13 protein-coding genes are annotated in these 12,181 nt (G+C 70.9%); 5 read left to right on the forward strand and 8 right to left on the reverse strand.

Going from position 1 to position 12,181, the window contains the following annotated elements; genetic code table 11:
* Positions 1 to 13 precede the first annotated feature (13 nt).
* Positions 14 to 1,348 carry a CynX/NimT family MFS transporter gene (locus SY2F82_RS35150; RefSeq protein WP_200423157.1) on the reverse strand — a complete coding sequence of 445 codons (1,335 nt, stop codon included), beginning with the start codon at positions 1,346 to 1,348 and terminating at the stop codon, positions 14 to 16.
* A gap of 88 nt (positions 1,349 to 1,436) precedes the next feature.
* Here SY2F82_RS35150 and SY2F82_RS35155 point away from each other — a divergent pair, with 88 nt between their 5' ends.
* Positions 1,437 to 2,126 (forward strand): FadR/GntR family transcriptional regulator, encoded by a 690-nt coding sequence (locus SY2F82_RS35155; RefSeq protein WP_200423158.1) that lies wholly within the window; start codon positions 1,437 to 1,439, stop codon positions 2,124 to 2,126.
* Positions 2,127 to 2,133: 7 nt separating this feature from the next.
* Here the strand turns inward: SY2F82_RS35155 and SY2F82_RS35160 are convergent, their stop codons facing one another.
* From SY2F82_RS35160 to fabG, 3 genes are all read right to left on the reverse strand, one after another.
* On the reverse strand, positions 2,134 to 2,502 hold the full coding sequence (locus SY2F82_RS35160) for a hypothetical protein (RefSeq protein ID WP_200423159.1): 369 nt from the start codon (positions 2,500 to 2,502) through the stop codon (positions 2,134 to 2,136).
* A gap of 242 nt (positions 2,503 to 2,744) precedes the next feature.
* Positions 2,745 to 3,512 carry an enoyl-ACP reductase FabI gene (fabI, locus tag SY2F82_RS35165; protein WP_200423160.1) on the reverse strand — a complete coding sequence of 256 codons (768 nt, stop codon included), beginning with the start codon at positions 3,510 to 3,512 and terminating at the stop codon, positions 2,745 to 2,747.
* A gap of 5 nt (positions 3,513 to 3,517) precedes the next feature.
* The gene (gene fabG / locus SY2F82_RS35170; RefSeq protein ID WP_200423161.1) at positions 3,518 to 4,237 is read right to left on the reverse strand and encodes a 3-oxoacyl-[acyl-carrier-protein] reductase; all 720 of its coding nucleotides are present in this window, start codon (positions 4,235 to 4,237) and stop codon (positions 3,518 to 3,520) included.
* Between the two features lie 259 nt (positions 4,238 to 4,496).
* Here fabG and SY2F82_RS35175 point away from each other — a divergent pair, with 259 nt between their 5' ends.
* Positions 4,497 to 6,020, forward strand: coding sequence for a TldD/PmbA family protein (locus SY2F82_RS35175; protein ID WP_200423162.1), 1,524 nt, complete (start codon positions 4,497 to 4,499; stop codon positions 6,018 to 6,020).
* 82 nt (positions 6,021 to 6,102) lie between these two features.
* Positions 6,103 to 7,497, forward strand: a complete 1,395-nt coding sequence (locus tag SY2F82_RS35180) for a TldD/PmbA family protein (RefSeq protein WP_200423163.1) — start codon at positions 6,103 to 6,105, stop codon at positions 7,495 to 7,497.
* A 67-nt stretch (positions 7,498 to 7,564) separates the two neighbouring features.
* Here the strand turns inward: SY2F82_RS35180 and SY2F82_RS35185 are convergent, their stop codons facing one another.
* Positions 7,565 to 7,840, reverse strand: coding sequence for a GlsB/YeaQ/YmgE family stress response membrane protein (locus tag SY2F82_RS35185; RefSeq protein ID WP_200423164.1), 276 nt, complete (start codon positions 7,838 to 7,840; stop codon positions 7,565 to 7,567).
* A gap of 265 nt (positions 7,841 to 8,105) precedes the next feature.
* Between SY2F82_RS35185 and SY2F82_RS35190 the strand changes: the two genes are divergently transcribed.
* Both SY2F82_RS35190 and SY2F82_RS35195 read left to right on the forward strand, forming a co-directional pair.
* Positions 8,106 to 8,504 (forward strand): DUF3099 domain-containing protein, encoded by a 399-nt coding sequence (locus tag SY2F82_RS35190; RefSeq protein ID WP_200423165.1) that lies wholly within the window; start codon positions 8,106 to 8,108, stop codon positions 8,502 to 8,504.
* A gap of 213 nt (positions 8,505 to 8,717) precedes the next feature.
* Positions 8,718 to 8,936 carry a hypothetical protein gene (locus tag SY2F82_RS35195; RefSeq protein ID WP_200423166.1) on the forward strand — a complete coding sequence of 73 codons (219 nt, stop codon included), beginning with the start codon at positions 8,718 to 8,720 and terminating at the stop codon, positions 8,934 to 8,936.
* A gap of 14 nt (positions 8,937 to 8,950) precedes the next feature.
* On the opposite strand, the gene moaA is transcribed toward SY2F82_RS35195, so the two are convergent.
* The 3 genes from moaA to SY2F82_RS35210 all read right to left on the reverse strand — a co-directional run bounded on the left by moaA (position 8,951) and on the right by SY2F82_RS35210 (position 12,084).
* The gene (moaA, locus tag SY2F82_RS35200; protein ID WP_200423167.1) at positions 8,951 to 9,940 is read right to left on the reverse strand and encodes a GTP 3',8-cyclase MoaA; all 990 of its coding nucleotides are present in this window, start codon (positions 9,938 to 9,940) and stop codon (positions 8,951 to 8,953) included.
* A gap of 171 nt (positions 9,941 to 10,111) precedes the next feature.
* Positions 10,112 to 11,731 (reverse strand): cation acetate symporter, encoded by a 1,620-nt coding sequence (locus SY2F82_RS35205; protein WP_200423168.1) that lies wholly within the window; start codon positions 11,729 to 11,731, stop codon positions 10,112 to 10,114.
* Positions 11,728 to 12,084, reverse strand: coding sequence for a DUF485 domain-containing protein (locus SY2F82_RS35210; protein WP_200423169.1), 357 nt, complete (start codon positions 12,082 to 12,084; stop codon positions 11,728 to 11,730). The genes SY2F82_RS35205 and SY2F82_RS35210 overlap by 4 nt, the downstream gene beginning before the upstream one ends.
* Between the last annotated feature and the right edge of the window lie 97 nt (positions 12,085 to 12,181).

Here is a 12,181-nt window from a genome sequence, read left to right on the forward strand (position 1 = left end):
GGCGGCCCGTCGCTCAGTGCGTCGCCTCGTCCTCCACGATCCGGTCGCGGCCTGCCAGGACGCCCACCGCGACCTGCGGGATCATGAGCCCGGCCATGAGCGCGAGCGGCCGGCCCCAGCCGCCGCTGTGCTGGTAGAGGACGCCGACGAGCAGCGGCCCCGGGATCGACAGGAGATACCCGGTGCTCTGCGCGAACGCCGACAGCTTGGCCACGCCCGCGCCGGTGCGGGCCCGCATGCCCACCATGGTGAGCGCGAGCGGGAAGGCGCAGTTGGAGACGCCGAGCAGCACCGCCCATGCCCAGGCCCCGCCCTCCGGGGCCCAGTACAGGCCCGCGTATCCGGCCAGACCGCAGACACCGAGCGCGATCACGATCGGGCCCTGGTGCGGCAGCCGGGCGGCCAGCCGCGGGATGACGAAGGCGAGGGGCACGCCCATGACCATGGTGACGGCCAGCAGCACACCGGCCGTGCCGGCGGGCACCCCGGCGTCGCGGAAGATCTGCGCCATCCAGCCCATCGTGATGTAGGCCGCGGTGGCCTGGAGCCCGAAGAAGACGGCCAGCGCCCAAGCGGTACGGCTACGGGTGATCCGCAGCCCGTCGGGCTCCACGCGCGCGGAGGCGGTGTCGCTGTCGGGGGCGGTGCCGCTGTCCGCGGAGGCGGTGTCGCGGTCCGCGGAACCGGCACCGCGCGCGCGGACGAACGGAATCCACGGCAGGACGGCCGCCGCCGCCGGCACAGCCCACACGGCAAGCCCGGTCTGCCACCGTCCGCCCAGCGCGTCGGTCGTGGGCACGGTGAGCGCTGCCGCGACGGAGGTGCCCAGAGCGAGCGCCATGGAGTACAGGCCCGTCATCGAGCCCACCCGGTCGGGGAACCAGCGTTTGACGATCACGGGCATCAGGACGTTGCTGACCGCGATGCCCATCAGGGCGAGCGCGCTCGCGGCCAGGAAGCCGGCGGTGTTCCCGGCGTAGGGGCGGATCAGCAGGCCGGCGGTGATCGCGGCCATTCCGGCGCACACCACGGCGCCCGGCCCGAAGCGGCGGGCGAGTCGTGGCGCCATGACGCCGAAGACGGCGAAGCAGAGCGGCGGCACGGAGGTGAGCAGGCCCGCGACGCTGCCGCTCATGCCGAGCCCGTCGCGCACCTCTTCCAGGAGGGCGCCGAGGCTGGTGATGGCGGGCCGCAGGTTGAGGGCGCTGAGGGCGATGCCGACGACCAGCAGACGCGTCCGCCACGCGCGCGTGGCGGAGACCCCGGCGTCGACCCGTTTCCCCCGGGAAACGCGTATCGGTGCGGACGTCGTCGTTCCGGTCTCTTCAGGTGCCATGCGAACTATCATAGAATCATAGGATGATTATGGGTGACAGGGGGCTGCGTTACGCTCCCGATCAGCCGGTCTCGCTCCCGGGCCCGTACGAAGGACGGTCATGCCGCTGAGCCACCCCCGCCGATCCGCGCTGTCCGAGCAGGTCATCGCCGAGCTGCGAAACCAGATCACCTCGGGTGAATGGCCGGTGGGCTCGCGCATCCCCACCGAGCCGGAACTGGTCGAGCAGCTGGGGGTCGCCCGCAACACGGTCCGCGAGGCCGTCCGCGCGCTCGCGCACAACGGCCTGCTGGACATCCGCCAGGGCTCCGGCACCTACGTGGTGGCGACCAGCGAGCTGGCGGGCGTGATGCACCGCCGCTTCGCCGGCGCCGACCCGGACCACATCGCCGAGCTGCGCCGCACCCTGGAGTCCAGCGCCGCCCGGCTGGCGGCCGAGCGGCGCACCGAGCGGGACCTCAAACAGCTGGACACCCTCCTCGTACGCCGTGCGGAGGCGTGGGAGTCCGGGGACGCGGAGGTGTTCGTGACCGCCGACGCGACCTTCCACCTGGCCGTGGTGGCCGCGTCGCACAACGACGTGATGACCGCGATGTACGCGGACCTGGGCGAGGTGCTGCGGGACTGGCTGCGCGGCGACGTCGGCGAGGAGCTCACCCCGGAGGCGTACATGGACCACGCGGCGCTGGTGGACGCCATCCGCGCGGGCGACGCCGACGCGGCGGGCGCGGCGGCGGCGAGCTATCCGCGGATGTGCGGTCCGGGGCGCCCGGAGTCCGTCGGCCGCTGAGGCCCACTCATCTCTGGTGGGTGACCCACGCCGAGCGCACCGCCTCCCAGCACCGCCCGGTCAGCCGTACCGTCATCGCGGGACCCGCCTCGGCCGGGGCGGTGTCGGTGTCGATGTCCCACCACTGGGCGCACTCGATGTGCAGGCTCACGTGATCGGTGTCCGGATAGGGGTTGTGGCAGTACGCGACGACATGCGCGCCGGTGACAAGGACCCGGCACTCGGAGCCGAAGGGCGCCGGGTCGGCGGACTTTCCGGCGTCCTCGCGCGCGTGCGACGCGGTGTGCTTCCCGTGCGGCGGCATGGCGTCGTACGGCAGGACCGTCACCAGGGCGAGCGAGAGGAAGGCCGGGGCGAAGCGGTGGGCCAAGCGCACAAGGGAACCTCCTCGGCCGTGCGGCGTGCGGGGCGGTGCGTTGCTCCCAGCGTGTGTCCCGGACGGCCCGGCACGCCCGGTCAGGTACTCCGAACGGGCGACGCCCCGCTCCCCGCGCGCAGCGGGAAACGGGGCGTCGGCCTCGTGCGACCGGGCGATGCGGGCGCGTAGGCGATTGCGCGATCGCCTACGCGGGCCGCGAGGACACTTTCTCGCGCCCTACGGCGTACACGCGGGCCTGCTCAGGCGCCGATGGCGTGCAGTCCGCCGTCCACGTGGATGATCTCGCCGGTGGTCTTCGGGAACCAGTCGCTCAGCAGGGCGACGATGCCGCGGCCGGCCGGCTCGGGGTCCTTGAGGTCCCACTCCAGGGGCGAGCGGCTGTCCCACACGGAGGCCAGCTCACCGAAGCCCGGGATGGACTTGGCGGCCATGGAGCCGAGCGGGCCCGCGGAGATGAGGTTGCAGCGGATGTTCTGCTTGCCGAGGTCGCGCGCCATGTAGCGGTTGGTGGCCTCCAGGGCCGCCTTGGCCGGGCCCATCCAGTCGTACTGCGGCCAGGCGTACTGGGCGTCGAAGGTGAGACCGACGACCGAGCCGCCGTTCTGCATCAGCGGCAGGCAGGCCATGGTGAGCGACTTCAGGGAGAACGCCGAGACGTGCATGGCGGTGGCCACCGACTCGAACGGCGTGTTGAGGAAGTTGCCGCCGAGCGCGTCCTGGGGCGCGAAGCCGATGGAGTGCACGACGCCGTCGAGGCCGCCGAGCTCCTCGCCGACGATGTCGGCGAGGCGGCCGAGGTGCTCGTCATTGGTCACGTCGAGCTCGACGACCTTGGTGGGCTTCGGGAGCTTCTTGGCGACGCGCTCGGTCAGCGTGGGCCGCGGGAACGCGGTCAGGATGATCTCGGCGCCCTGCTCCTGGGCGAGCTTGGCGGTGTGGAAGGCGATGGAGGCCTCCGTCAGCACACCGGTGATCAGGACGCGCTTGCCCTCGAGAATTCCGCTCATGGTGATCAGTGACCCATTCCCAGTCCGCCGTCAACGGGGATGACGGCTCCAGTGATGTACGAGGCGTCGTCGGAGGCGAGGAACCGCACCGTCGCGGCGATCTCCTCGGGCTGCGCGTACCGGCCGAGCGGCACCTGCGACACGATGTTCTGGCGCTGCTCGTCGGTCAGCACCTTGGTCATGTCGGTGTCGACGAAGCCGGGCGCGACGACGTTGAAGGTGATGTTGCGCGAGCCGAGTTCACGGGCGAGGGAGCGCGCGAAGCCGACCAGGGCGGCCTTGGAGGCGGCGTAGTTGGCCTGCCCCGCCGAGCCGAGCAGTCCGACGACCGAGGAGATCAGCACCACGCGGCCCTTCTTGGCGCGCAGCATGCCGCGGTTGGCGCGCTTGACGACGCGGAAGGTGCCGGTGAGGTTGGTGTCGATGACCGAGGTGAAGTCCTCCTCGGACATGCGCATCAGGAGCTGGTCCTTGGTGACGCCGGCGTTGGCGACGAGGATCTCGACCGGGCCGTGCTGGGCCTCGATCTCCTTGTAGGCCTGCTCCACCTGCTCGGTGTCGGTGATGTCGCACTTGACCGCGAGGCAGCCCAATTCCTTCAGGGCGGCCGGCGGCTCACCCGAGCGGTACGTGATCGCGACCTTGTCGCCGGCGTCGGCGAACGCTCGGGCGATGGCGAGGCCGATGCCCCGGTTGCCTCCAGTGACGAGAACCGAGCGGCTCAACGGATCACCCTTTCGTTAGCGGTCTGGAACCCCTGCAGGACAGGCGCCTACGTCGAAAACCTATCGGTCCGCCCGGCCGCGCGGACAATCGGGCACCGACAGTGGCGTAGGGGACTCACTGTCGGGTCCCTACAGAAGCGTCCGCCGTGGGAACGGTCGCGGGCGGGTGGGTCCGGTCGCCGGACGCAAAGGTGTGGTCCCCGCCCCCGCCCGCACGACATGATCGGACCCGACAGGCCACGACAGCAGGGAGACCTCCGTGCCTCATTCCATCGACGAAGCCTTCACGGCACTGCCGCTGCGGGCCCTGGCCGACGCCGCGCTGGCACGCGCGCGGTCGCTCGGGGCCGAGCACGCCGACTTCCGGCTCGAGCGGGTGCGCAGTGCCGCCTGGCGGCTCAGGGACGGCAAGCCCGCCGGGTCCTCGGACACCACCGACCTGGGGTACGCGGTGCGGGTCGTGCACGGTGGGACCTGGGGGTTCGCCTCGGGTGTCGATCTGACCCAGGACGCCGCCGCCAAGGTCGCGTCGCAGGCGGTGGCGATGGCCAAGCTGTCGGCGCAGGTGATCAAGGCGGCGGGGTCGGATGAGCGGGTGGAGCTCGCGGACGAGCCGGTGCACTCCGACAAGACGTGGGTCTCGTCGTACGAGATCGATCCCTTCACCGTGCCCGACGAGGAGAAGACGGGTCTGCTCGCCGAGTGGAGCGGGCGGCTGCTCGCGGCCGACGGCGTCAACCACGTGGACGCCTCCCTGCTCACCGTGCACGAGAACAAGTTCTATGCCGACACCGCCGGGACCGTGACGACCCAGCAGCGGGTGCGGCTGCATCCGCAGCTGACCGCCGTGTCGGTGGACGAGTCCACCGGTGAGTTCGACTCCATGCGCACCCTCGCGCCGCCGGTCGGGCGCGGGTGGGAGTACCTGACGGGCACCGGCTGGGACTGGGACGCGGAGCTGGAACAGATCCCGGGGCTGCTCGCCGAGAAGATGCGCGCGCCGAGCGTCGAGGCCGGGGTGTACGACCTGGTCGTCGACCCGTCCAACCTGTGGCTGACCATCCACGAGTCCATCGGGCACGCCACCGAACTGGACCGGGCCCTCGGCTACGAGGCCGCGTACGCCGGCACCTCCTTCGCCACCTTCGACCAGCTCGGCAAGCTCAGGTACGGCTCGGAGCTGATGAACGTCACCGGCGACCGCACCGCCGAGCACGGGCTCGCGACGATCGGGTACGACGACGAGGGCGTGGCGGCCCAGTCCTGGGACCTGGTCAAGGACGGGACGCTGGTCGGCTACCAGCTGGACCGGCGCATCGCGAGGCTCACCGGCTTCGAGCGGTCCAACGGGTGCGCGTACGCCGACTCCCCCGCGCACGTGCCGGTGCAGCGCATGGCCAACGTGTCGTTGCAGCCGGACCCGGCCGGGCTGTCGACGGAGGATCTCATCGGGGGCGTGGACCGGGGCATCTACGTCGTCGGGGACCGCTCCTGGTCCATCGACATGCAGCGCTACAACTTCCAGTTCACCGGGCAGCGGTTCTTCAGGATCGAGAACGGGCGGATCACCGGTCAGCTGCGGGATGTCGCGTACCAGGCCACGACGACGGACTTCTGGGGCTCCATGGCGGCCGTCGGCGGCCCCCAGACGTACGTCCTCGGCGGCGCCTTCAACTGCGGCAAGGCCCAGCCGGGCCAGGTCGCGTCCGTCTCGCACGGCTGCCCCTCGGCCCTCTTCAGGGGCGTCAACATCCTCAACACCACGCAGGAGGCCGGTCGATGAGCGTCAGCTGCGGAATCGGCCGGGGGTCCGGGGGTCGCCCCCCGGGACAGCACAGTCTCAACACCACGCAGGAGGCCGGTCGATGAGCGCCCGTACGAACAAGCCGCACGAGATCGTCGAGCGTGCTCTCGAGCTGTCCCGCGCGGACGGGTGTGTCGTCATCGCCGACGAGCACTCCACCGCCAATCTGCGGTGGGCGGGCAACGCGCTGACCACCAACGGTGTCACGCGCGGGCGCACCCTCACCGTCGTCGCGACCGTCGACGGCAAGGAGGGCACGGCCTCAGGTGTCGTCTCCCGCTCGGCGGTCACCGCGGACGAGCTGGAGCCGCTGGTCCGGGCCGCGGAGGCCGCCGCGCGCGGCGCCGGGCCGGCCGAGGATGCACAGCCGCTGGTCACGGGCGTCGCCGAGTCGCCGGACTTCACGGACGCGCCCGCCGAGACCTCCTCCGCCGTCTTCACGGACTTCGCGCCGGCACTCGGCGAGTCGTTCGCCCGAGCCCGTGCGGGCGGGCGCGAGCTGTACGGCTTCGCCAACCACGAACTCGTGTCGACGTACCTGGGTACGTCCACCGGGCTGCGCCTGCGCCACGACCAGCCCAACGGCACGCTGGAGCTGAACGCGAAGTCCCCGGACCGTACCCGTTCGGCATGGGCGGGGCGTTCGACCCGCGACTTCAAGGACGTCGACCCGGCGGCGCTGGACGCGGAGCTGGCCCGGCGTCTGGCGTGGGCGGAGCGCAGGATCGAGCTGCCCGCGGGCCGCTACGAGACGCTGCTGCCCCCGACGGCGGTCGCGGACCTGCTGATCTACCAGCTGTGGTCGGCGTCGGCCCGGGACGCGGCCGAGGGCCGTACGGTCTTCAGCAAGCCCGGCGGCGGCACCCGCATCGGCGAGAAGCTCTCCGAGCTGCCGCTGACCCTGCGCAGCGATCCGAACGAGCCCGGGCTGGAGACACCGCCCTTCGTGGTCGCGCACGCCTCAGGCGACGACATGTCGGTGTTCGACAACGGGCTGCCGGTGCAGGCCACCGAGTGGATCGGCGACGGCGAGCTGAAGCATCTGACGACCACCCGGCACACGGCGGCCCTGACCGGTCTGCCGCTCGCGCCCGCGATCGGGAACCTGATCCTGGACGGGGGCTCCGACCGCTCCCTGGAGGAGATGGTCTCCGACACCGAGCGCGGGCTGCTGCTGACCTGCCTGTGGTACATCCGTGAGGTCGATCCGGCGACCCTGCTGCTCACCGGCCTGACCCGGGACGGCGTCTACCTGGTCGAGAACGGCGAGGTCGTCGGCGAGGTCAACAACTTCCGGTTCAACGAGTCCCCGGTCGGCCTGCTGGGCCGGGCCACCGAGGCCGGCCGCACGGAGAAGACCCTGCCACGCGAGTGGAGCGACTGGTTCACCCGGGCCGCGATGCCGCCGCTTCGGGTGCCGGACTTCAACATGAGCTCGGTCAGCCAGGGCGTGTGACCCCCTCCGGCCCGCAGGGCAGGAGGGAGGGGCGGTCCCGTCGTGGGCCCGCCCCTTCGCCGTTCCGTCATGCCCGCTGTCTGCTGCCCCTGCGTGTCATGTACGCCATCTCGCCGATGAAGACGAGGAGGACCGCCGCGGCGAGCTGGAGGCCGTGGCGGCCCCAGTCGATGCCCGGGGTGGCGGCGATGCCGATGGCGCGGGCGACGGCGTTCCCGACGAGGCCGCCGATCGTGCCCAGCAGGGTGGTCAGCCACAGGGGACTGTGCTGCTTGCCCGGCAGGATGAGCTTGGCCAGCAGGCCCAGCACGAATCCGACGATGATCGCCCACAACCAGCCCATGGCTGCCTCCTCGGCTCCTCGCACGGTTGTACGGCTCGACGTGAGACGTGAGCAGTACGCCCAGTCTCGGACCGCCCGCCGTACGGCGCATGCCGGGATCACCCGTACGCGGGGTGCGCTGCGCGTTCACGCAGGCAGGAGGCGCCCCGGTCTCGATGGCGGCCGGGGCGCGGCGTAACGTGGTCAGTGTTCGGGCTCGGTCCTGACCGGCTACGGGGCAGGTACGGGCCGGGGAGAGTCCGGGACAGGCGGGTGGTGCAGTGTGATGCGGAAGCGGAGCGGCGGTGGCAGCAACGCCCAGGTGTTCCGGATCACGGGCGCCCGGCAGGGGCTCGAGGCGGACGTGCGTGGCCGGCAGCGCCGTTATGTCGTGTCGATGAGCATCCGCACGGTGTCGGTGATCCTCGCGGCCACCCTGTGGAACGTGGAGCGGCCCGTCGCGATCATCGCGCTGGTGCTCGGCGCCGTGCTGCCCTACATCGCCGTGGTCATCGCGAACGCCGGGCGTGAGAACGCGCCGTCACTGCCGTCGACGTTCATCAACGTCCCGGTGCGTCCGATGATCGCGCCGCCGGCGGCGGACGCCTCGAAGGAATCCGGTCAGGACGACGCCACGGCGGAGCCCGCGGCGGGAGTCCCGAGCGAACCACGGGAGCGGACCTGACGACGACGGATGCCGGGCAAGCGGAATCGCACCCTGCACCAAGCTCAGGAAAAGCTCAGATCAATCATGTTGTTCCGGTGCCAGGTACTGGGTTACCCATGACATACTTCGTACGCGCTCCGCATCCCCCGTCGGAGCGACAGACCGACGCCGGGCAGCTCCCCCCGTGGCTGCTCGGCGTCGCCTTGTTTGCCGTGGCTGTGAGACGAAGCTGTGACTGACGAAACCCCGATCTGCTCCGCCAAGGGCTGCCGCGCCGACGCCGTGTGGGTGCTGGCGTGGAACAACCCGAAGATCCACACGCCGGAGCGCCGCAAGACGTGGCTGGCGTGCGAGGAGCACCGGGAGCATCTGTCGCAGTTCCTCGGTGTGCGGGGGTTCCTGAAGGACGTCGTCAAGCTGGAGGACTGGGAAGCGCCCGAAGGCGCCTGAAGCCCCAGCAGTCCCTAACCCCCGATCGCCGACATCGGCCGGTCCGGCTGGACGAACGACGGGTCGTCCAGGCCGGCGCCCGCCTTCTTGCCCCACATCGCGAGCCGCCAGATGCGGGCGATCTCCTCGTCCGGGGCGCCGGAGCGGAGCGCGCCGCGCAGGTCGGTCTCCTCGGTGGCGAACAGGCAGGTGCGTATCTGTCCGTCGGCCGTCAGGCGGGTGCGGTCGCAGGCCGCGCAGAACGGGCGGGTGACGGAGGCGATGACGCCGACGCGGTGCGGACCGCCGTCGACCAGCCAGCGTTCGGCCGGGGCGGAGCCGCGCTCCTCGGCGCGCTCCGGGGTCAGCTCGAAACGGGTCCGCAGCGAGGCGAGGATGTCCCCGGCGGTGACCATGCCCTCGCGCTTCCAGCCGTGCTGGGCGTCCAGGGGCATCTGCTCGATGAAGCGCAGCTCGTAGTCGTGCTCCACCGCCCAGGCGAGCAGGTCCGGGGCCTCGTCGGCGTTCAGCCCCGGCATGAGGACCGCGTTGACCTTGACCGGGGTCAGGCCGGCCTCCCGGGCGGCCGTCAGGCCGTGGAGGACGTCCTTGTGGCGGTCCCTGCGGGTGAGGGTCTTGAAGACGTCCGGGCGCAGGGTGTCCAGCGAGACGTTCACCCGGTCCAGGCCCACCGCCTTCAGGGCCGCCGCGGTGCGTCCGAGGCCGATGCCGTTGGTGGTGAGGGACATCTGGGGGCGGGGCCGAAGGGCCGCGACCCGCTCCACGATGCCGACCAGACCGGGGCGCAGCAGCGGCTCGCCGCCGGTGAAGCGGACCTCCTCGATGCCCAGTGAGGTGACCGCGATGTCGATCAGCCGGACGATCTCGTCGTCCGTGAGCAGGTCGGGCTTGGCCAGCCACTGCAGGCCCTCCTCGGGCATGCAGTACGTGCAGCGCAGATTGCACCGGTCGGTCAGCGAGACCCTGAGGTCGGTGGCCACCCGGCCGTAGGTGTCGATGAGCACGTGGGCCCCCTCCCTCGTCGCGGATCACCCATTCTCCGTCACCCGCACCATCACCTGCGAGCCTACGTGACGCCACCGACAACGACAGCGGCGCGTTCCCACGAGGGACGACGCGGCCGCGTCGTAGGACCCTACGATCCTGACGACGCGGCCGTCGGCGAGTAGCGGATCTCAGTGCGCCCCGGCACCGGTCAGTGACCGCACCTCCAGCTCGGCGTACTTGCCGGCGTCGGGCTCCTCCTTCGACAGCAGGGTGCCGAGCCAGCCCAGCAGGAAGCCGACCGGGATGGAGATGATGCCCGGGTTGTCCAGCGGGAACCAGTAAAAGTCGACTTTGGGGAACATCGACGTCGGCTTGCCCGAGACCACCGGCGAGAACAGCACCAGGCCGACGGCGGTGACCAGGCCGCCGTAGATCGACCACAGGGCGCCGGAGGTGGTGAACCGCTTCCAGAACAGGCTGTAGAGGATCGTCGGCAGGTTGGCGGAGGCGGCGACCGCGAAGGCCAGGGCGACCAGGCCGGCCACGTTCAGGTCACGGGCCAGGGCGCCGAGGACGATGGACACGGCACCGATGCCGACCGTCGCCCATCGGGCCGCGCCCACCTCCTGCTTCTCGGTGGCGGTGCCCTTCTTGATGACGTTGGCGTAGATGTCGTGCGCGAACGACGAGGAGGAGGCCAGGGTCAGTCCGGCCACGACCGCGAGGATGGTGGCGAAGGCGACCGCGGAGATGGTGGCCAGCAGGATCGCGCCCCAGCTGGAGTCCACCCCGCCCAGGTGCAGGGCGAGCAGGGGTGCGGCGGTGTTGCCCGCCTTGTTGGAGGCGATGATCTCGTCCGGTTTGATCAGGGCGGCGGCACCGAAGCCGAGGGCGAGCGTCATCAGGTAGAAGGCGCCGATGAGGCCGATCGCCCAGTTCACGGACTTCCGGGCGGCCTTGGCGGTGGGCACGGTGTAGAAGCGGATCAGGATGTGCGGCAGGCCGGCGGTGCCGAGGACCAGGGCGATGCCGAGCGAGAGGAAGTCCAGCTTGGTGGTGCCGGTGGCGCCGTACTTCAGGCCGGGCTCCAGGAAGGCGGAACCCTTGCCGCTGTTCTCGGCGGCCTTGCCGAGCAGGTCGGAGATGTTGAAGTGGAACTTCAGCAGCACCAGGAAGGTCAGCAGCAGAGCGCCCGCGATCAGCAGCACGGCCTTGACCATCTGCACCCAGGTGGTGCCCTTCATGCCGCCGATGGTGACGTACACGATCATCAGCAGGCCGACCAGGGCGACGATGCCGATCTTGCCGCCGTCGCTGGTGATACCAAGCAGCAGTGAGACGAGGACGCCCGCGCCCGCCATCTGTGCCAGCAGGTAGAAGATCGACACGACGATCGTGGAGGTGCCGGCGGCTGTGCGCACCGGGCGCTGGCGCATGCGGTAGGCCAGGACGTCGCCCATGGTGTAGCGGCCGGAGTTGCGCAGTGGTTCGGCGACCAGGAGCAGGGCGACCAGCCAGGCGACCAGGAAGCCGATGGAGTACAGGAAGCCGTCGTAGCCGAAGAGGGCGATGGCGCCCGCGATGCCGAGGAAGGACGCGGCGGACATGTAGTCGCCGGACACGGCGAGGCCGTTCTGGAAGGCGGTGAACTGCCGTCCGCCCGCGTAGAAGTCGGCGGCGTTCCTGGTCTGACGGCCCGCCCAGACGGTGATGACGAGGGTCGCGGCGACGAACACCGCGAACAGGGTGATGATCAGCGGCCGGTGCTTGCTCGCCTCACCGGCGGCCAGGACGAGTGCGGGGCTCATGCGCGGCCCTCCATCCGGGACTTGATGGCCTCGGCCTTGGGGTCGAGCTTGGCGGCGGCGTGCCGCGCGTACCACCAGGCGATCAGGAACGTGGTGAGGAACTGGGCTAGGCCGAGCACCAGGGCGACGTTGACGTTGCCGAAGAGCTTGGTGCCCATGAAATCGCCTGCGTAGTTCGACAGCAGGACGTAGGCCAGGTACCAGGCGATGAACGCGACAGTCAGCGGGAAGGCGAACGAGCGGTGGGAGCGGCGCAGTTCGGCGAATTCGGCGCTCTGCTGCACCGCGCCGAACTCCTCGGCGGACGGCAGGACGTGTTCTGTCCTCGAGGGGGGAGGTGCGTCGGTGGCCACGGTGTCTCCTCGCGTTGCGGGTGGGGTGACGGCAATCACGTAACCGGTTGCGACCGTAGCGCTCCGGAATGTGATCCGACAGGGGCCCTCGGCCGTG

Origin of the sequence: Streptomyces sp. Y2F8-2 (genome assembly GCF_014905555.1) — a bacterium.
Lineage (GTDB): Bacteria > Actinomycetota > Actinomycetes > Streptomycetales > Streptomycetaceae > Streptomyces > Streptomyces cynarae.

Bases quoted from the DNA above. Each gene is read 5' to 3' on its own strand.
- SY2F82_RS35150 (WP_200423157.1), bottom strand. From the start codon at position 1,348: ATGATAGTTCGCATGGCACCTGAAGAGACCGGAACGACGACGTCCGCA.
- SY2F82_RS35155 (WP_200423158.1), top strand. From the start codon at position 1,437: ATGCCGCTGAGCCACCCCCGCCGATCCGCGCTGTCCGAGCAGGTCATC.
- fabI (WP_200423160.1), bottom strand. From the start codon at position 3,512: ATGAGCGGAATTCTCGAGGGCAAGCGCGTCCTGATCACCGGTGTGCTG.
- SY2F82_RS35180 (WP_200423163.1), top strand. From the start codon at position 6,103: ATGAGCGCCCGTACGAACAAGCCGCACGAGATCGTCGAGCGTGCTCTC.
- SY2F82_RS35185 (WP_200423164.1), bottom strand. From the start codon at position 7,840: ATGGGCTGGTTGTGGGCGATCATCGTCGGATTCGTGCTGGGCCTGCTG.
- SY2F82_RS35190 (WP_200423165.1), top strand. From the start codon at position 8,106: ATGCGGAAGCGGAGCGGCGGTGGCAGCAACGCCCAGGTGTTCCGGATC.
- SY2F82_RS35205 (WP_200423168.1), bottom strand. From the start codon at position 11,731: ATGAGCCCCGCACTCGTCCTGGCCGCCGGTGAGGCGAGCAAGCACCGG.